The following is a 16,378-nucleotide window of genomic DNA, read 5'->3' as shown; positions in this document are numbered from 1 at the left end:
CAAAGTCGATATGTCCCCGGGGCCGTCCCCGGGGCTGATGTTGTTCAGGCGCGCGTAACGCTCAGCCGCGCCGGACTCAGTTCCACACCAGTACCTCGGCGGGTGTAGGGTTCCAGCCGTTGCAGGGGTTGTTTAACTGCGGACAGTTAGAGATCAAAACCACCGCATTACACTCAGCACGCAGTTCAACGTATTTACCGGCCGCAGAGATGCCGTCCTCAAAGGTCAGTCCCCCTTGCGGGGTAACAGGGACATTCATAAAAAAGTTGATGTTGGCACCGATATCGCGTTTATGCAGACGGCCATCGTGCAGACAGGCACAGAGAAAATTATCCCGGCAGCTGTGCATATAGCGCTTGTCATGAGCATAGCGCACAGTATTACTTTCCTGCGCACAAGCCCCACCCAACGTATCGTGACGGCCGCAGGTATCGGCGACAATAGTCAGCAACGGATTGCCCAGATTGGAATAGAGTACGCTGCCGGTGGTCAGGTAAGCCTTACCCTGACGGCGTAGTGTACGTTGAGGATCGTAACGTTCACGCGGGTTATCCGCGTTGTAAAACAGCGTATCGATCGCCTGATTCCCTTCCAAATCGAGCAGACGCAGTGTTTGCCCTTTTTTAACCTCAAACAGCCAGGGCTCTCCCGCCGGGATCACGTGACGGTACACGGCATCTTCAGGGCGGCGGTCGCTGGAAATCATGGTCATCACTGCCTCCTTACAGGGCAAAAAGTTGGGTATTGCGAATCGCGCGCTGGTTTTCATCGCGGATAAACAACGCTTCGGTAGCGGCCTGTTCGTCATCCGCCTGATACCAGCTCAGCTGAATGGGGCGCGGGGCATAGTCCGGGGCAGGATCCATCGGATGTGGCAGCGCGGTCAAAACGATCAGAACGTCCATAGGGGCAAACAACTCAACAAAATCCCCTGCGCGACTGTTCGCTGTGATGAAGTGGAAGTAGCCATCTTCATCTACAGTGACTTTGCTGAAGAAGTTAACGACCATGAGCAGATCTTCCAGACCCAAATCCCATTTGCCCATTTCGACCAACAGATTATCGACGCCGTTACGATGGAAGCCATTCCGCAGCTCCTGATAGCGCCCCGTGCCATATTTTTCGTGCGTTTCTGCCGCGTTCAGTACGCCACTAAACGGGTCGTGCCAGCCACAGCTGTCCGCCACGATTCCGGCGAGTACGCGGCCCATATCGGAGTAGAAACAGTGCCCGATGGTGAGCCGGGCAGTATGCTGACCCTTTAGCGTATCCGGCAGATTCAGGCGTTCACTTTTTTCGTGGGGATTGAGCATCATCATGCTGACGTTAGCGCCGCCGTCGAGATCGGTCAGGCGCAGGATCTGTCCTTTACGCAGAATGAGTGAGGTATGCGCCCCGCCGGGAAGCCGCTCTTCGCGCAGGCTGGGAGCCGAGTGAAAACGTGCGGTCATTGCTGTCTCCTTAATGCATAAACGTTGTCTTTACTGTCTGCCACTATCTGTGCCATTCGCGCCTCATTAAGCGGAATGTCGTAAGTAATACGTGCGCCCCAGGCATCAGGGGCCTGGGGATCGTGACGGACTTTGTCGAATACCAGTAGCCGGGTACCCAAGTTGAAGCCTTCGGCAAGATCGTGGGTGACCATAAACACCGTCATACGGGTTTCACTCCATAGTTGAAGCAACAGCGCATGCATATCTTTGCGAATGCCGGGATCCAGTGCGCCAAAAGGTTCATCAAGCAACAGCACGCGCGGTTGCATGATGAATGCCTGGGCAATCGCCAGCCTTTGCTGCATGCCGCCGGAGAGCTGCGCCGGATATTTATCCAGTGCATTTCCCAGCCCCACCTTCTCCAGCATCGCGCGCGCCTGCTGGCGGGCCTCGCGTTTCCGGGCACCAAACAGGCGGCCAAACAGCGGGGAAGCAGGTAACTCAAGTCCCGTCGCGACGTTATCCAGGACGTTGAGATGGGGAAACACGGAGTAGCGCTGAAACACGACGCCGCGGCTACGGTCTGGTTCTGTTGCCAGAGCCTGGCCATCCAGCGTGATCTCTCCCCGGGTAGGTTTCTCCTGACCCAGCAGCAGGCGTAAAAATGTCGACTTTCCGCAGCCCGATGCACCGACCAGGGAGCAGAATTCACCCTCTTTAACCTGTAAATTGATACGCTCCAGCACTACATGATCGCCGTACTCCTGCCAGATATTCCTGATGCTGATAAAACTCATTTCCGGTCTCCTTCCGCCCAGGGGAAACAGGCGTTGTGCAACCTGCGCAGGCCCAGATCCATCAGCCATGCCAGCAGCGTGATCCAGATGACATAAGGAATAATCACATCCATCGCCATGTAACGCCGTACGAGGAAAATGCGATAGCCGAGCCCGGCGGTCGCCGAAATCGCTTCAGAAGAGATTAAAAACAGCCAGGCCGATCCCAGCAGCAGACGTAGCGAGGTAATAAGCCGCGATAACAGCTGCGGCAGGACAACCCGCAGCACAACCGTCCAGCTATTCGCCCCCAGGGTTTGCGCTTTGATAAAGAGTTCTGCCGGGATTTCCCGCGCCCGGTGTTCAAGATCGCGCGCGAGCATCGGCGTAATGCCAATGACGATAAGCATCACTTTTGACAACTCATCCAGGCCGAAAACAATAAACAGCACGGGCAGAATCGCCAGCGGCGGAATCATCGAGACAACCGTCAGCAGGGGTGACAGGGCGGCGCGGGACAGCGGGAACACCCCTGCGGCGATACCCAGACACAGGCCGATCAACGAGGAGAGCGCCAGCCCCAGCAGCAGGCGGCTCAGGCTGGTAAACGTATCGGTCCACAGCAGGTATTCACCACTGCGCTTATCCGGCGTGAAAGCCATCCGGTCAATGGCATCAATCATCTGCGACAGGCCGGGCAGCAGTTTGTCCTGCGGATTGGCTTCGAGCCGCACCGCCGACCCGATAAACCAGGCGGCGATAATCAGCACGAAGGGCAACAGCATTAGCGTCAGGCGCATGCCCTGGCGGGGATAGCGGTTGATGAGGCGCATGGCACGAACTCCCGTGGTCAGTGGTTACAACTTGCCCGCGGCGGCCAGCTTCAGATAGCTGTCGTCGAAGCGCAGCTTGCTGTTAGCCCTGTCGCCAATGGTGACGTTGCCCGGGAACGTCATGCCGATAAAGTCAGCGCTCTGTGCGCCCTGACCCAGCAGCCCTTTATCAAAGGAGAATGTCGCCACGCGCTGCATGGTTTTTGGTAATTCCGGGGAAGAAATAAAGGCCAGCGTTTCGGCAGGTGTCCAGAACAGGTGGGTCGTTTTCAGCTGGGCCTGATAGCCCGCAAGGTCGGTACCGGAATCAGCAGCCATCTCACTCAGCACTTTTGTATCGCCTGCGTGCATTTTTGCCATCATTTCAAACCAGGCTCCGGTCAGCGCTTTGCCGAGAGCCGGGTTATCTTTCAGCGTCTGGGTGTTCACCACCATCATGTCGATGAGTTCACCGGGGACCTGGGAGGAGCTGAACACTTCAGTGGTTTGTGGTGTCTTTTTGATGACGGACAGTTGCGGGTTCCAGGCGACCACCGCCCGCACGTTGCTGGTGCCAAAAGCCGAGACGATATCCGCATCCGAGGTATTGACGACCTTCACGTCCTTTTCCTGCAGTCCGGCTTTTTCCAGTCCGCGAACCAGAAGATAGTGCGATACCGACAGCTCAGGTAAATAGACCGACATGCCCTTCAGGTCGCTGAGTTTTTTATTCACCCCTTTCAGGACTATACCGTCGTTGCCATCGGAATAGCTGCCGGTGATCAGCGCAGTCGAATCCACGCCGCCTGCCGCCGGGATAGTCAGCGCATCCATATTAGTCATGGTGCAGCCGTCAAACTGTCCCGCTGTATACTGGTTAATGGATTCGATGTAGTCGTTGAGTTGAACGATATTGATTTTGATGCCGTATTTGCTGGCCCATTTATCAATAATTTTTTCATTACTGATGGTGCCCCAGGGCATCCAGCCCGCATAGATCGTCCAGCAGATGTTGAATTCTTTTTTGACCGCGGCGAAGGAAGGAAAGCTGATCAGCAAGATCAGTGACAGCAAAAGCGTGCGGATGAACGACGTTGTTTTCATGGTTAACCTCTGGTTGGCACAAAAAAGGAGCAGCGCGACACCTCACGGTGCTGCTGTCTCCCGGGCTTTTGTCCCGCCGTGTAACCTCGCAGAGGTCGCCAGCTCTCGGACCAGACATTCACCTGCGTGAACCGGAACCCTAGCCAGCTATTGCTATCAGATTATGTGTTGCGCTGCGTACTGTTCACAGTTTTGCAATTGACGTGCCAGAAATCATGTTGCCAGAAATCAGGCAATTACCCGATTTTCAGGCCGCTAAGCACCAGAATGATGAGTAATGAATGTGCGTTGCACATTCTCGGTGCCGGTACAGAACAGAAAGACGAAATGGGGTGACATCGCACGTAACCGCATCTGTTTGCCTGACTTAAGGTGTGGTGGCTGGGGCATTTGACTCAGAGCTGAATGTCATCATTATCCCATTCACAACGCAGGGTAAATCTCGTGCTTTTTTTACGGCAGGATAATCCGGAATACACTAGAGTTAACTGATTCAATTACCAGTAAAAACCCATGACCATGCACTCTTCCTTTGGCTCAAATCTTTTCGCCCGGTTGCGCCTGCTCATCTTTGTCGTTGCGGGTATCGTCTGCTATTTTTTACTGCCCGAACAGTTGGGGCAAATGCAGCGACTCTTGATAAGCTGGAACGTGCTGGCGTGGCTCTATCTTTGGTTTATCTGGTTTCGTATGTTACGCACTGCGCCTGATCAGATTAAACGAATCGCCCAGATGCAGGATCAAAGTGCCGCACTGGTACTGGGGCTGGTGATTGTAGCATGTACGATCAGTATGGTGGCCATTATGAGTGAGCTTCCCACGCTGAAAAGCCTGACGGGCACACCGCGGGCCCTGCATTTGCTTCTGACCGCCATAACGCTCATCGCCTCCTGGGCATTACTGCCCAGCGCGTTTGCCATGCATTATGCACACCAGCACTATTTGCATCGTAGCAGCAGCGTTACCCCGATGATCTTTCCAGAAAAACCGGCGCACCCGGCTTACTGGGATTTTCTCTATTTCTCTTTTACCATCGCGGTGGCTTCTCAGACCGCCGATGTGGCAACGGGCACAACAGAAATGCGAAAACTCGCCCTGCTGCAGTCGGTCATCTCTTTTATCTTTAATCTGACGATTCTGGGGCTATCTGTAAACGTGGCCGCCAGCCTGCTGAGCTAACGTGCGTCACGAAAGGGAGAGAAGAGATTACCTGCGGTGAAAGCCTGATCTGCCCTACACCTGTCCGCTGACGGACGGTGTAGGGAGGCGAGATTTACTGCTGCCCTTGCTGCTTAGCATCCGCTTCTTTTTGTTTTTTCTTCGCCATATGATGCCCAACCGCACAGCCAGCCGCCGCACCCGCTGCACCGTGGTTTTTCATATGCCCGGCAACGCCACCGACGGCTGCACCTTTCAGGCACCCTTTCGCTTCGACCTGAGTACTCATTGCCATGAGCAGACCTGCGGTAATAACAACAATCGAAAGTTTATGCATCAATTTGACTCCGTAACTATTATGAAATGATTTACCTTTATTGAGCGTAGCGATGTTGTACGTTTTTGCCGTTCAGGTTCTGTTACGTTTATGAGACGTTTAACTTTCATTAAAAATCTTATTTCGCCGCAAGGCGAAATAATCAACAGACGGATAAAGTCGGCGAGAACGGGCATGGTTAAGCCTGGCGGAAAAGGCGATCAACCGGGATCGAAACCCATCTCAACGCTACCTGTTGCGAAATAAGCCTGTCTTTTTTGCTTTAAAAAACAGTCAAAGCATGCTCAGAATAGGTGACTCAAATCAGGCTGCGATCCCACGGCGTCTGGCAGATGAGATGACATCGTAACTGCCTGCATTCACAAGCAAAAACGGCGGATGCGCCGCCCGCTCTGGATAGCCTGTCTTGCTGGTGTTTAATTCAGGAGAATGACATACCGCAAATAATAGCGCCTTAAGCTTTCGCCTCGTGCAATTACAGGTATGTTCGATACCGTTTTCTGGTCAATCCTTAACCATCGTGATTGCGTCAAATAGAGTGATATCCGCTAAAGGGCTGTCATAACTAAAAGGGTTAATTCATCACCAGTGCCTTCTTCAAATCCATCCCGCGATTTTGTTTATTGCAGAACAGATGAACGAACCCGTTAATTATCGCCGGATACCGTTAAACGTGATCCTTCTATTTTGTTGATAGCCTTACGCCAGTTTCAGTCGGACGATGTCGTGTGGCATTAAGTCGCAAGGCGTCGGGAAAACCGCACACTGCGCCCTTAGCCTCTGTACCGAACGCGCCGTGACCTTGCCAGGCATATTCTGCTTTAAAGACGACGGTGAATGAGCAGAAGTTTCATACGCAGGAAATTAAAACGCGCTTTGTTTTTCTGGTTTTGTTTACGCTAAGGGCAACGTGCAATGCCTGCCATAACCGTGACAATCGCTCAGGAAGAAAAAATGAAAGTACAAAAACTTGAACAACCTGCTTCGATCAGCACTCTCGAACCCTGGGGTACCGTTGAGGGATTACCTGGTTCACCTGAAATCATGATCGCCGGGCTGCAGAAAGTCATCCCGGGCCATGAGAGTATTGATATGGGCATTTTTGAATGTTCGCCGGGCAGCTATCGTCGCGGCGTAAAGCAAGCGGAGATGATGCACTTCCTTTCCGGAACGGGATCTTTTACTGCTGATGGCGAAACACCACAGCATTTCAAACCCGGCGATACGTTGTTTTTTGAAGCAAATACGGAAGGCACATGGGTTATGGACACGACCATGCGTAAGCTCTACGTGATATTTGAAACCCCTTAATGACGCCGACGAACAGACTTTTTGGTTGCCCGGATAACGGACAATCAGGACAACATAAAGTCTACGGCATCACGGGCATGAAGGCTGGTGGTATCAAAGACAGGCAGAGCGCTTTGCGCCTCGGGAACCAGCAGGCCGATTTCCGTGCAGCCGAAAATCACCGCTTGCGCGCCCTGATCGCGCAGCTGCGTGATCACATCAAGATAATACTGGCGTGCGCTTTCGGTAAATTTTCCCATGCAGAGTTCATCAAAAATGATGTGATTGAGGGTGGCGCGCTGCTCCGCCTCCGGCACGATCGTGTTAATCGAAAACCGTTGCTGTAACCGCCCCAGATAAAAATCCTGCTCCATCGTATAGCGGGTGCCCAGCAAGGCGACTCGCGTCATCCCTCTGGCTGTTATCGCCCTGCCCGTGGCATCGGCAATGTGTAAAAAGGGAAGATTGCAGTGGGCTTCTATATCGTCGGCAACCTTGTGCATCGTATTGGTACACAGCACGATGGCTTCGGCCCCGGCAAGTGCCAGTCCCCGGGCGGCTTCACCCAACTGCTTGCCTGCCTGTGCCCAGTTGCCCTCACGCTGATAGACTTCAATATCGTGAAAATCGACGCTGTGTAACAGCAGTCGTGCCGAGTGTAATCCGCCCAGTCTTTCCCGAATACCTTCATTGATGAAGCGGTAATAAGGCAGCGTGGATTCCCAGCTCATCCCACCGATCAGTCCGATTGTTTTCATGTTCATCCTGTGTGCATGCCGTGCAGGTTCAGGCCCGCCTTATGCGTGCGCAGGCCTGAATGCAGGTTTAATGGTCTGCCGCAGCAATAAGGCCATCAGGTTTTTTTACCTTTTTCGCTGGCCTGCTGCAGTGCCGTGATGACGATGCCCGGGGTTAACACCTGCGGCAGAACGACAGGTTTTCCGCCATCCGCAGGGTAAACGACATACAGCGGCAATCCGCCGCGACCAAAGTCGCTGAGCGCCTGTTCGACATCAGGATTGTACTTCGTAGAGTCCGCAATCATATAGATGGTGTCAGTGCGCGCCATAGCTTGCTTAACCGCCTGCGTCGACAGGGAAGTGCGCTCGTTAACCTGACAGGTAATGCACCATGAGGCCGTAAAATTGACCAGAACGGGTTTGCCCTGACCTTTTATCGCCTCAACATTTTGAGGTGTCCATGCCACCGCGGCCGCGGCAACGGTATCGGGCGAATCCGGCGTTGTCGTGGCGGTTTTCAATGTTAACAACGGCGGAATTAACAGAACGACCATGGCGGCTGTAGCGATGTGTAATGCCCAGTGCCGCCTTCCCATCATCTGTCGCTTTTGCGCCATACCATACAGCCAGGCGGCAAAACTCAGCACCAGGCAGCATGTCAGAATGGCTGCCAGGGCTGTCGAACCCGCCTGACGCTCCAGTACCCAAATCAACCACCCCGCCGCCCCCAGCATGGGAAAGGCGAGCCCGTGTTTGAGCGTGATCATCCAGGCACCCGGCGCAGGTAGCAGGCGGGCAAACACAGGGAAAAAGGAAATTAGTGTGAACGGTGCTGCAAACCCCAGCGCCAGTGAAAGGAAAATAACCACACTGATAACGGGAGGTTGCGTAAAGGCATAGCCGATGGCGCTGGCCATAAACGGCGCGCTACAGGGCGTGGCGACGACGATGGCCAGCGCGCCGGTGAGTGCCGATCCGGTTAGCCCTCCCCGCTCGCCTCCGACTTCACCCGCCCGCTGAAGGGATAAGCCAACCTCAAACAGGCCGAACAGGTTGAGGGCCGATGCCACCATGATTAGCACCAGTAAGGCTATCACCAGCGGCGATTGCAACTGAAAACCCCAGCCGACGGAAGCGCCCCCCATTCTTGCCAGTAACAGCACACTGACCAGCAGCACCATCGTGACAACCACACCCACCAGAAAAGCCAGCCCTTCGGCTCGCGCATGTGCGGGTTGGGCATTGTGGCGCAGCAGACTCAGGGCCTTCAGCGAGATCACCGGGAATACACAGGGCATGAGATTAAGGATAATGCCGCCCAGAAACGCGGCGGCGATAGCAGTCAACATGATGGCGCTGTCCAGATGTGAGATTAAGCCGGGTTAGCCTGACGGTATTTTTTCACGGCATCCAGGGTCTTCTGAATATGGGCCTCTGGATTTTTATCGGTGTAACTCAGCAAAATTTTGCCATCCGGCGCAATAACATACGATGTGCGGTCAGACAGAGTTTTGCCTTTCATTTCCATCGTACTTTTGTATTCGGCCGCCACTTTGGCACCCGGATCGGCGGCGACGGTGAACTTATCGCGACACTCAAGCTGAGAGAATTTCGCAATCTGATCGGTATTACCTGCGGTCACGCCAATTACCGTTGCGCCCTGCTTTTTAAACTCATCGGTTGCTTCCGCAAAAGCATGCGCTTCCAGCGTGCAGCCGGCGCTGAACGCCGCCGGGAAGAAATAAAGTACAACCGGTCCTTTTTTCAGTGCCTGCTGTAAGGAGAAGGTCGTTTCTTTACCTGCCAGAGCCGCTTCCAGTTTAAAGTCCGGTGCGGTTTCTCCTGCGGCCAGCGCAGCAAACGCAGAAGTCACAGGCAGGCTTAACGCCAGCAGCGTCGCTGCCGTCAGCATTTTCAGGCGCTTCATTTGATACATTCTTTTTCTCTCCATCGGCAAACAGGCAACAGTGCCTTATGCACATTAATACTAGATTCACTGGCAAAAAATGGAAATATTTAGCCGCATGGCCGGGCGGACAGAAAGGTCATACACACGTACCCGGCAGATAAAATAAGATAGTCATATAACCGTTCTAATAGATATGTGGTTAGTAAGATAAATGTGTGACAGAGCGTAACGGTCCGTCGGTCACGCCCGCGCAATATATCCGACCTGATAAGCGCGAGCCGGACAAGTGACGGCCTGCGGCGTTCGCCATAAGGTGAATGTCAGGCGCCGCCAGCCGCAGGCGTCCAGTGCGGACACCCGTGCCAGCGCGTTGTCCAGCGGCCGATGGTGAGTCAGTAGCGCGAGATCGCTGTAAGGTTGTACGGGGCTGATTTCACAGACGGCCCAACTCGCCTGGCTGATAGCCGTCGATATGTCGGCAGACAGCACCGGAAAGGTATCAATACGCGGCCAGCCAAAGGCCGGCGTCAACCTTTTGAACCCCTCGCTGGCTAAAAAGCGGTGCATACTGTCCGCATCCTGCCAGAGATAAAACGGGGCATAACTGTTTTCCTGGCCGTTCATATCGGCGCCCTTCTGCCAGGCGTAAAGAAAAGCTTTAAACAGCAGGCCTGGAAAGCCATCCATTTTTTTGCCGTTGTCAGCAATCCTGCGCTGAATGATTGTCATATCGTAGTCAGCGGGAAGAACAAAACGGTACTGCATCGCCAGCATATTTTTTCTCCTCAGCGTGATGAGATATCGGCCAGACTAAACACCTTGCCGTTGCCAAATGACCAGTCCTCGGGGTCACTGAAATTCACGACAATCATGACGTCAGCCGGATTAATGCCAATCGCCTTTACCAGACGCGCATTCAAATCTGCATAAAAAGCCTGCTTTTGTGCGAGGCTACGCGCTTTCCCTGCCGTAATGTGAAACAGAAGAAAGTCATCACTTCGGCCCGTCTGCGCGCTGCACAAATAGTGCCGGTCAAAAATACGTGTATGCCGGTGATAACTGTCAAAGAACTGAAAACAATCCCCGTGCGGCACAGAAAAAGAGGTCTCGAATGCGTCCTGTAACGCCGTGGAGATAGCCTCACGCCACTGTTCAATACGGTGTTCAGATATCGCAATACGACTGACGGGCATAGATATTCCTTACTCTGAGGGCGTGTTTTTAAAAACCGTGAGGGCGGAAACAGCCGCCGGCCAGCCGCAATAAAAGGCCAGGTGGGTCATCATTTCCGTGAGCTCAGCCTCAGAGAGGCCATTCGTGCGAGCCAGTTTCAGATGCCAGCTCAGTTGTTCGGGTCGGTTTAACGCAATAAGCGCACTGACAGTAATCAGACTTCTGTCTCGCGGTGAAAGCCCGTCGCGCTGCCAGATATCGCCAAATAAAATGTCTTCACTCAACGCTGCCAGCCTGGGCGCGATCTCAGCCAGATTTTCGCGCGTTAACGGTATGGGATTCATTTCTCTTTCCTTCTGTGGGTGTGATAAAAAGATAAAATGCGGCGATGATTTATAAAATCAGAAATATTGGGACAAACAGTCCCGTTTTATGGGATGAATAAGAATGGCGAAAAGGCCCGTGACGTTTGATGCAGAAAGCCTGCGTACGTTTGTGACCGGTATTGAACTGGGGAGCTTTGCGTCTGCCGCGCAGCGCCTGGGCCGATCAACCTCGGCGGTGAGCGCTCAGCTAAAGAAACTGGAATACCAGGCGGGAGCAGCGCTGGTGCAGAAGTCAGGACGGCATCTGACGCTTACCGCGCAGGGTGAGATTATGCTTGCCTATGCGCGCAGGCTGATGAGCCTGAATGACGAAGCCTGTGCCGCCATCAGGGCCAGCGGGATTGGCGGAGAAGTGCGGCTGGGTTTGCAGGAAGATTTTGGCGAAACATTCCTGCCTGCCGTTCTGGGTCAGTTTTCGCGTGCGCATCCCGACGTGCAAATTTCAGCATCCGTAAGCCGCAATCAGCCCTTACTGACCGCAATACGACAGCACGAGATTGACGTCGCCCTCTGCTGGCAAGGCGAGGAGTCGACAGCGCACAGTCAGTCACTTGGCGCGTTGCCGCTCAACTGGATCAGCGTAAAGGGTTTTGATGTCCAGAGTCTGCTGGACGCTAAACAACCACTACCCTTGCTGGTCTTTGACGCGCCCTGCCTTATGCGTAGCGCCGCCACTGCGGCGTTAGACAGGGCAAATATTCCCTGGCGCATTGCGTTCACCAGCCGCAGTCTGAGCGGAATATGGGCCGCCGCGGAGGCAGGGCTGGGTATTACCTTGCGGACACAGATGGGCTTACCGTCTTCGCTAACATTGCTGACATCAGCTCTGCCGGAGATGGGCACGATTGGCGTCAGCCTGCACTGTGCTGAAAAACCGTTATCCCCTGCAGCCGCATCACTCTGCGAGTCGATCAAAGCGCACTTTGCTGGTCTGTGACGGACCGGAACGCTTTACCTCGGGCGCGGCATCACTGGTGTGAGTCGCTAATCAGTGCAAAGAATTCACCCCACCAGATGAATGAACAAGGTGATAGTGGTGAAGAAACTGGGGGTTTTCCTTATTAGACTGCACGTTAATCTCTGCCCTGCTGCCGCTTCTCGTTACGCTGTCACGGATAGCACACACTTCTGGCGGGCCGATGAAAGCGGGTTTTCCGCGAAAAGGTATGTTCGCAGATTATCTGCTGCTAACGCTATTTTGCCGCGAAAGTTGATGCCGGCACCCTGGCAGGAAATCGTTAAAGTATGATGTAACTAAAATGCATAACACAGCGCTGTTCGCGTTTCCCCTGCATCAGACACGCTGAACCCGCACCCACAAAACGCTAGCCCCGGCTGATTTCTCCACCAAAACCGGACACCCTGAGTTGGTCACCCGTGATATCAACCCACGCAAAGGGCACCGCTGTGGGGCCATCCAGCATGCCTTTCAGAGTGAAAAATTTCGTCCCGTCGATACAGGCATAACCTCCACGATGATCGTGCCCGGCAAAGCAGGCGCGTACGCGATAACGTGTGAATAACGCCACCAGCGCGGGGGCATTCATCAGGCGGTGCGTGGTTACGGGCGCCAGCGGATAGTGGCCAAAAACAATCACGCTTTCCCGTGACTGTTGGGCAGCCTGTAACTGCTGTTCAATCCAGTTAAATTGTTGCCTGCCAACGGCACCGTTCCAGGGCTGCGCCTGAGGTTGTTGGTCATGTTGCAGTTGCGCTAACAAGGCTGCGGCCTCTTCACGATCTCGGCCGTTGAGGGTATTACAGTACAGGCTCATATCGTTGCCATCGTAAACAACAAAGCGCCAACCGTTAAAACGGAAAGCGTAATAGCCTTTGGGTAAGGGAGCCTGATTATCTAGTCGTTCAGCGATGGTCTGCGCATCATGGTTGCCCAGTACCACGGCATGCGGATGCTGTAACCGAGCAAAAACCGGCAGTATGGCGGCATAGCTTTGCCAGTGGCGATCCACCAGATCGCCCAGCGTCACCACAAAATCCAGCGGCTCCGCGTTGAATGCCTTGATGACCTGGCTGAGTTTATTAAGGCCATTGCGGTAGTAAAGATTGTTGCTGATATCCGGGTCCACATCAGCATACTGAGGATCGGCAAGCAGACCAAAACGGATGCCATTATCTCTGACGGGCAACGCACGTAACGATGGCGGCTGATACAGCGACGCAATATCCGCCAGCAAGGTACGTTGTGACGGGCTGAGAGTGTGCGGCGTTAACATGTTATTTTCCTTAGCGAATGCCTGCGCGCATAAATGACTGGATAAACTGGCGCTGGAACACCAGAAACAACAGCAACAGCGGCAGCGTTGTCATGATCGTTGCCGCCCCAATCAGTGCCCATTGCACGCCCTGCTCCGGTGCCGAAAATAACTGCAGTCCTACCGTCAACGGACGGACTTTTACAGAATCCGTAATAACCAGCGGCCACAGAAAATCATTCCAGTGGAAACTAATGGAGACCAGTGCAAAAGCGATATAGATTGGCCTGGCCAGCGGAATATAGATTTTGCGCAGGATATAAAACCGACTGGCGCCCTCTACAATGGCCGCTTCTTCCAGCACCACAGGGATGCTTTTAAAGGTCTGCCGCAGCAAGAAAATCGCAAATGCTGAAGCAAAATACGGCAAGGCAATGCCGGTCAACGTATCGCGCAAGCCCAGCGCACCAATGGTTTTGTAATTATTCAGGATCAGGACATCCGGGCTTATCATCAGCTGTAACAGGATAAGCGCGAACAGAAAACCCGAATATTTCAGGCGAAACCTGACCAGCGCGTACGCCGCCATCGTGGCCAGGATAAGCTGACACACCACAATCATGACCACCAGCAATATGGTATTCAGGAAATAGCGGCCAAAGGGCGCGGCGTGCCAGGCATCCGTGAAATTTTGTAGCGTCAGGGGTGCCCACAGCGAGAAGCTTCCCTGATCGGCCGCCGGGTGAACCGCTACCCACAACGCCACCAGTATCGGTAACAACCACAGCAGCGCCGCCAGCCAGATAACCATATTCAGGCACAGTCGGCCCGCAGAGAATTCAGGCTTCATTGATAGTGCGCTCGCTTATCCAACAGGGAAAATTTCAGCACCGCAATCAGGGCTAAAATCAGCAGCAATACGACGGTCATCGCCGCTGCCGCAGGGAGATCCCAGTAGCTGAATGCCGTACGGTAGATATAAAACAGTAACAGGCTGCTGCTGTTGTCCGGGCCACCGTTGGTCATCGCAATCACCTGATCGACGATACGAAATGCATTCATTGAGGCATTAATCAGCACGAACAACGTTGTCGGCATCAGTAGCGGCCACTGGACGCGGCGAAAAAAATACCCCTTTGACGCCCCTTCGATTTGTGCAGCTTCGCTGAGGCGCGGATCGATCTGCTGTAACGCAGCCAGATAAAAAATCATAAAAAAACCAGCCTCGCGCCAGACAGAAACGGCCATCAGGCACCCGAGCGTCGTGCCGGGTTCGCCGAGCCAGTTAACCGGTGCGACAGAAAAAAGCGCGAGCAGCTTATTCAGGAGTCCCAGCTGTGGTGTGTAGAAAAACAGCCACAGGTTGGCGATAGCTATCATCGGCAGCAGAGAGGGAATAAAGAAGGCTGCACGCACAGCGGCGTTACCCGCCAGCCGTCGGTTAACGGCCAGGGCCATCAGTAACGCCAGGGAAACCGCAAGCGGTATAGTGATCAAGGCATACAACAGGTTATTCCACAGCGACCGGATAAACACATCATCATCCAGCAGCGCAGCGTAGTTATCCAGCCCGACAAAGTGGGCCGGATGACCTGCACGGGCAGCGCTGAACAGGCTTTCCCACACCGTTGCCAGCGCAGGATAATGGGTAAACAGCAGCAGAAAACCCAGCGCCGGTAAAATCAGCAAATAGCCACACAGCTGAAGTGAACCGCGCCGCACACGCGGTGCGGGCGTTGCTGTTGCCGCCACGTTCATCGCCATCCCCTTACTGATAGGCCTTCAGTAAACGATCGGCCTGCTTCTGTGCCGCTTCCAGTGCCCCAGCCGGGGTTTTAGACTGCGTCACCGCCGCCTCAATGGCATGGTTCAGGGCTTCCTGTATCTGCACACTGTTGTAGGTAGAGAGTTCAAGCTGGGCATATTTCAGTTGTTCACGAGCGACCAGCGCCTGAGGAACCTGCTTGACATAGTCTTGCATCGCTGGCGTTTCCCATGCTGCCGGGGAGGTAGCGACATAGCCTGTCGCAATACTCCAGCGCGCCGCCTGCTCTGGCGCGGTGACCCAACGGATAAATTCCATGGCGGCTTTTTGCTGTTCCGGTGAAGCACTTTTGAAAACGTAGAGATTACCGCCGCCCGTTGGGCTGCCGCGCTGTGTTTTTTCAGGCAACATGGCAACACCAAACGGGAATTTGGCATTTTTGCGCACCACACTCAGGTTGCCGGTGGTGGTAACCATCATGGCCGTTTTGCCACTGAGGAAATCCTGTGGCGTCGTGCCCCAGGCAATCGCGCCTTTCGGGGAAACGCCCGCCTTCTGGCCTAAATCGGTCAGCCATTGCAGCGTTTCGACATTGTTGGGCGTATTAAAATAGACCGCCGTGCCCTTGCCGTTATCCAGATGCGCGCCGTTCGTGGCCGCAAAACCCTGGAAAACCCAGTAACCATTGGGTGTCGTCGGGATTTCGATACCCCATTGACTGACGTTATCGCCGTCTTTCACGACCAGTTTTTTACCGAAATCCACCACCTGCTGCCAGTTCGCAGGCGCTGTATCAGCAGCCAGACCCGCTTTTTCAAACGCCTGTTTGTTCCAGTACAACACCACCGTCGAGCGCTGAAAAGGCACGCCCCAGACTTTGCCGTTGATGTGGCGCAAAAAAGCGGGGTAAAAGCTGTCGATCCATTTTTTACCGGCGTCATCCTGAGCCAGATCGCTGGCCGCCACAATAGCCCCTGCATCCATCAGAGAGTAGGCTTCGATATCACCAATGACCGCCATTTGCGGCGCATTCCCGCCACGAAAGGCGGTTAAGGCTTTCGTAACCGTTGTGGCGTAGTCACCGGTATAAACAGGCTGAATGCTGACCTCAGGATGAATTTTTTCGAAATCGGCCACCAGCGCTTCCACGGTATGGCTGATCTCCCCACCGACCGCGATAGGGTAGTACATTTGCAGTTTGACCGGCTCGGCGGCAAAGACTGCCGTGCTCGTCGCGATAAGTAAGGCTGAAAGCAAACGTGACAGACGAATGGCTGGCATG

19 protein-coding genes and 1 riboswitch are annotated in these 16,378 nt (G+C 54.0%); of the genes, 3 read left to right on the top strand and 16 right to left on the bottom strand.

Annotated elements, in window-relative coordinates; translation table 11 throughout:
• Window positions 1-76 precede the first annotated feature (76 nt).
• From RAC60_RS21120 to RAC60_RS21100, 5 genes are read right to left on the bottom strand one after another with little or no spacing between them, the layout of a single operon-like run.
• Window positions 77-712: an urea amidolyase associated protein UAAP2 gene (locus RAC60_RS21120; protein ID WP_039339340.1), complete on the bottom strand. Its 636-nt coding sequence runs from the start codon at window positions 710-712 to the stop codon at window positions 77-79.
• A gap of 10 nt (window positions 713-722) precedes the next feature.
• Complete coding sequence (locus tag RAC60_RS21115; RefSeq protein WP_058702452.1) at window positions 723-1,451, bottom strand: urea amidolyase associated protein UAAP1; 729 nt, start codon at window positions 1,449-1,451, stop codon at window positions 723-725.
• Window positions 1,448-2,230: an ABC transporter ATP-binding protein gene (locus RAC60_RS21110; protein ID WP_375094259.1), complete on the bottom strand. Its 783-nt coding sequence runs from the start codon at window positions 2,228-2,230 to the stop codon at window positions 1,448-1,450. The genes RAC60_RS21115 and RAC60_RS21110 overlap by 4 nt, the downstream gene beginning before the upstream one ends.
• Entirely contained in the window at window positions 2,227-3,042 is an 816-nt protein-coding gene (locus RAC60_RS21105) for an ABC transporter permease (protein WP_058702454.1), read from the bottom strand. Before RAC60_RS21105 ends, RAC60_RS21110 begins: the two co-directional genes overlap by 4 nt.
• Before the next feature lie 24 nt (window positions 3,043-3,066).
• Complete coding sequence (locus RAC60_RS21100; RefSeq protein WP_058708848.1) at window positions 3,067-4,125, bottom strand: putative urea ABC transporter substrate-binding protein; 1,059 nt, start codon at window positions 4,123-4,125, stop codon at window positions 3,067-3,069.
• Between the two features lie 55 nt (window positions 4,126-4,180).
• Window positions 4,181-4,279, bottom strand: a riboswitch (guanidine-I (ykkC/yxkD leader).
• 365 nt (window positions 4,280-4,644) lie between these two features.
• Here RAC60_RS21100 and RAC60_RS21095 point away from each other — a divergent pair.
• Window positions 4,645-5,304 carry a DUF1345 domain-containing protein gene (locus tag RAC60_RS21095; protein WP_058702579.1) on the top strand — a complete coding sequence of 220 codons (660 nt, stop codon included), beginning with the start codon at window positions 4,645-4,647 and terminating at the stop codon, window positions 5,302-5,304.
• Between the two features lie 94 nt (window positions 5,305-5,398).
• On the opposite strand, the gene RAC60_RS21090 is transcribed toward RAC60_RS21095, so the two are convergent.
• A complete protein-coding gene (locus RAC60_RS21090; protein WP_033742263.1) occupies window positions 5,399-5,620 on the bottom strand; it encodes a hypothetical protein in 222 nt (73 codons plus the stop codon).
• A gap of 954 nt (window positions 5,621-6,574) precedes the next feature.
• Here RAC60_RS21090 and RAC60_RS21085 point away from each other — a divergent pair.
• Complete coding sequence (locus tag RAC60_RS21085; RefSeq protein ID WP_006122092.1) at window positions 6,575-6,931, top strand: cupin domain-containing protein; 357 nt, start codon at window positions 6,575-6,577, stop codon at window positions 6,929-6,931.
• A 44-nt stretch (window positions 6,932-6,975) separates the two neighbouring features.
• On the opposite strand, the gene RAC60_RS21080 is transcribed toward RAC60_RS21085, so the two are convergent.
• From RAC60_RS21080 to RAC60_RS21055, 6 genes are all read right to left on the bottom strand, one after another.
• Window positions 6,976-7,668 (bottom strand): aspartate/glutamate racemase, encoded by a 693-nt coding sequence (locus tag RAC60_RS21080; protein WP_375094258.1) that lies wholly within the window; start codon window positions 7,666-7,668, stop codon window positions 6,976-6,978.
• A gap of 95 nt (window positions 7,669-7,763) precedes the next feature.
• Window positions 7,764-8,999, bottom strand: a complete 1,236-nt coding sequence (locus RAC60_RS21075) for a protein-disulfide reductase DsbD (RefSeq protein ID WP_006122090.1) — start codon at window positions 8,997-8,999, stop codon at window positions 7,764-7,766.
• A gap of 23 nt (window positions 9,000-9,022) precedes the next feature.
• Window positions 9,023-9,586 carry a peroxiredoxin gene (locus tag RAC60_RS21070; RefSeq protein ID WP_058702457.1) on the bottom strand — a complete coding sequence of 188 codons (564 nt, stop codon included), beginning with the start codon at window positions 9,584-9,586 and terminating at the stop codon, window positions 9,023-9,025.
• A 213-nt stretch (window positions 9,587-9,799) separates the two neighbouring features.
• Window positions 9,800-10,333 (bottom strand): DUF4865 family protein, encoded by a 534-nt coding sequence (locus tag RAC60_RS21065; protein WP_058702458.1) that lies wholly within the window; start codon window positions 10,331-10,333, stop codon window positions 9,800-9,802.
• A gap of 11 nt (window positions 10,334-10,344) precedes the next feature.
• The gene (locus RAC60_RS21060) at window positions 10,345-10,752 is read right to left on the bottom strand and encodes a tautomerase family protein (protein ID WP_058702459.1); all 408 of its coding nucleotides are present in this window, start codon (window positions 10,750-10,752) and stop codon (window positions 10,345-10,347) included.
• 9 nt (window positions 10,753-10,761) lie between these two features.
• A complete protein-coding gene (locus RAC60_RS21055) occupies window positions 10,762-11,076 on the bottom strand; it encodes a carboxymuconolactone decarboxylase family protein (RefSeq protein WP_058702460.1) in 315 nt (104 codons plus the stop codon).
• A gap of 103 nt (window positions 11,077-11,179) precedes the next feature.
• On the opposite strand from RAC60_RS21055, the gene RAC60_RS21050 reads away from it, so the two are divergent.
• Window positions 11,180-12,055: a LysR substrate-binding domain-containing protein gene (locus tag RAC60_RS21050; RefSeq protein ID WP_058702461.1), complete on the top strand. Its 876-nt coding sequence runs from the start codon at window positions 11,180-11,182 to the stop codon at window positions 12,053-12,055.
• A gap of 388 nt (window positions 12,056-12,443) precedes the next feature.
• Here the strand turns inward: RAC60_RS21050 and RAC60_RS21045 are convergent, their stop codons facing one another.
• From RAC60_RS21045 to RAC60_RS21030, 4 genes are read right to left on the bottom strand one after another with little or no spacing between them, the layout of a single operon-like run.
• Window positions 12,444-13,352, bottom strand: a complete 909-nt coding sequence (locus RAC60_RS21045; protein WP_058708853.1) for a metallophosphoesterase — start codon at window positions 13,350-13,352, stop codon at window positions 12,444-12,446.
• A 10-nt stretch (window positions 13,353-13,362) separates the two neighbouring features.
• The gene (locus RAC60_RS21040; protein WP_033742272.1) at window positions 13,363-14,181 is read right to left on the bottom strand and encodes a carbohydrate ABC transporter permease; all 819 of its coding nucleotides are present in this window, start codon (window positions 14,179-14,181) and stop codon (window positions 13,363-13,365) included.
• Window positions 14,178-15,095, bottom strand: coding sequence for a carbohydrate ABC transporter permease (locus tag RAC60_RS21035; protein ID WP_193750323.1), 918 nt, complete (start codon window positions 15,093-15,095; stop codon window positions 14,178-14,180). The genes RAC60_RS21040 and RAC60_RS21035 overlap by 4 nt, the downstream gene beginning before the upstream one ends.
• A gap of 4 nt (window positions 15,096-15,099) precedes the next feature.
• Entirely contained in the window at window positions 15,100-16,377 is a 1,278-nt protein-coding gene (locus RAC60_RS21030) for an ABC transporter substrate-binding protein (protein ID WP_375094257.1), read from the bottom strand.
• Window position 16,378: the final 1 nt, after the last annotated feature.

This window comes from Pantoea sp. BR_17 (assembly GCF_041955125.1).
Taxonomy (GTDB): domain Bacteria; phylum Pseudomonadota; class Gammaproteobacteria; order Enterobacterales; family Enterobacteriaceae; genus Pantoea; species Pantoea stewartii.
This window is presented reverse-complemented; position numbering and strand designations above follow the sequence as displayed.

Bases quoted from the DNA above. Each gene is read 5' to 3' on its own strand.
- RAC60_RS21120 (WP_039339340.1), bottom strand. From the start codon at position 712: ATGACCATGATTTCCAGCGACCGCCGCCCTGAAGATGCCGTGTACCGT.
- RAC60_RS21115 (WP_058702452.1), bottom strand. From the start codon at position 1,451: ATGACCGCACGTTTTCACTCGGCTCCCAGCCTGCGCGAAGAGCGGCTT.
- RAC60_RS21110 (WP_375094259.1), bottom strand. From the start codon at position 2,230: ATGAGTTTTATCAGCATCAGGAATATCTGGCAGGAGTACGGCGATCAT.
- RAC60_RS21105 (WP_058702454.1), bottom strand. From the start codon at position 3,042: ATGCGCCTCATCAACCGCTATCCCCGCCAGGGCATGCGCCTGACGCTA.
- RAC60_RS21100 (WP_058708848.1), bottom strand. From the start codon at position 4,125: ATGAAAACAACGTCGTTCATCCGCACGCTTTTGCTGTCACTGATCTTG.
- RAC60_RS21095 (WP_058702579.1), top strand. From the start codon at position 4,645: ATGCACTCTTCCTTTGGCTCAAATCTTTTCGCCCGGTTGCGCCTGCTC.
- RAC60_RS21090 (WP_033742263.1), bottom strand. From the start codon at position 5,620: ATGCATAAACTTTCGATTGTTGTTATTACCGCAGGTCTGCTCATGGCA.
- RAC60_RS21085 (WP_006122092.1), top strand. From the start codon at position 6,575: ATGAAAGTACAAAAACTTGAACAACCTGCTTCGATCAGCACTCTCGAA.
- RAC60_RS21080 (WP_375094258.1), bottom strand. From the start codon at position 7,668: ATGAAAACAATCGGACTGATCGGTGGGATGAGCTGGGAATCCACGCTG.
- RAC60_RS21075 (WP_006122090.1), bottom strand. From the start codon at position 8,999: ATGTTGACTGCTATCGCCGCCGCGTTTCTGGGCGGCATTATCCTTAAT.
- RAC60_RS21070 (WP_058702457.1), bottom strand. From the start codon at position 9,586: ATGTATCAAATGAAGCGCCTGAAAATGCTGACGGCAGCGACGCTGCTG.
- RAC60_RS21065 (WP_058702458.1), bottom strand. From the start codon at position 10,333: ATGCTGGCGATGCAGTACCGTTTTGTTCTTCCCGCTGACTACGATATG.
- RAC60_RS21060 (WP_058702459.1), bottom strand. From the start codon at position 10,752: ATGCCCGTCAGTCGTATTGCGATATCTGAACACCGTATTGAACAGTGG.
- RAC60_RS21055 (WP_058702460.1), bottom strand. From the start codon at position 11,076: ATGAATCCCATACCGTTAACGCGCGAAAATCTGGCTGAGATCGCGCCC.
- RAC60_RS21050 (WP_058702461.1), top strand. From the start codon at position 11,180: ATGGCGAAAAGGCCCGTGACGTTTGATGCAGAAAGCCTGCGTACGTTT.
- RAC60_RS21045 (WP_058708853.1), bottom strand. From the start codon at position 13,352: ATGTTAACGCCGCACACTCTCAGCCCGTCACAACGTACCTTGCTGGCG.
- RAC60_RS21040 (WP_033742272.1), bottom strand. From the start codon at position 14,181: ATGAAGCCTGAATTCTCTGCGGGCCGACTGTGCCTGAATATGGTTATC.
- RAC60_RS21035 (WP_193750323.1), bottom strand. From the start codon at position 15,095: ATGGCGATGAACGTGGCGGCAACAGCAACGCCCGCACCGCGTGTGCGG.
- RAC60_RS21030 (WP_375094257.1), bottom strand. From the start codon at position 16,377: ATGCCAGCCATTCGTCTGTCACGTTTGCTTTCAGCCTTACTTATCGCG.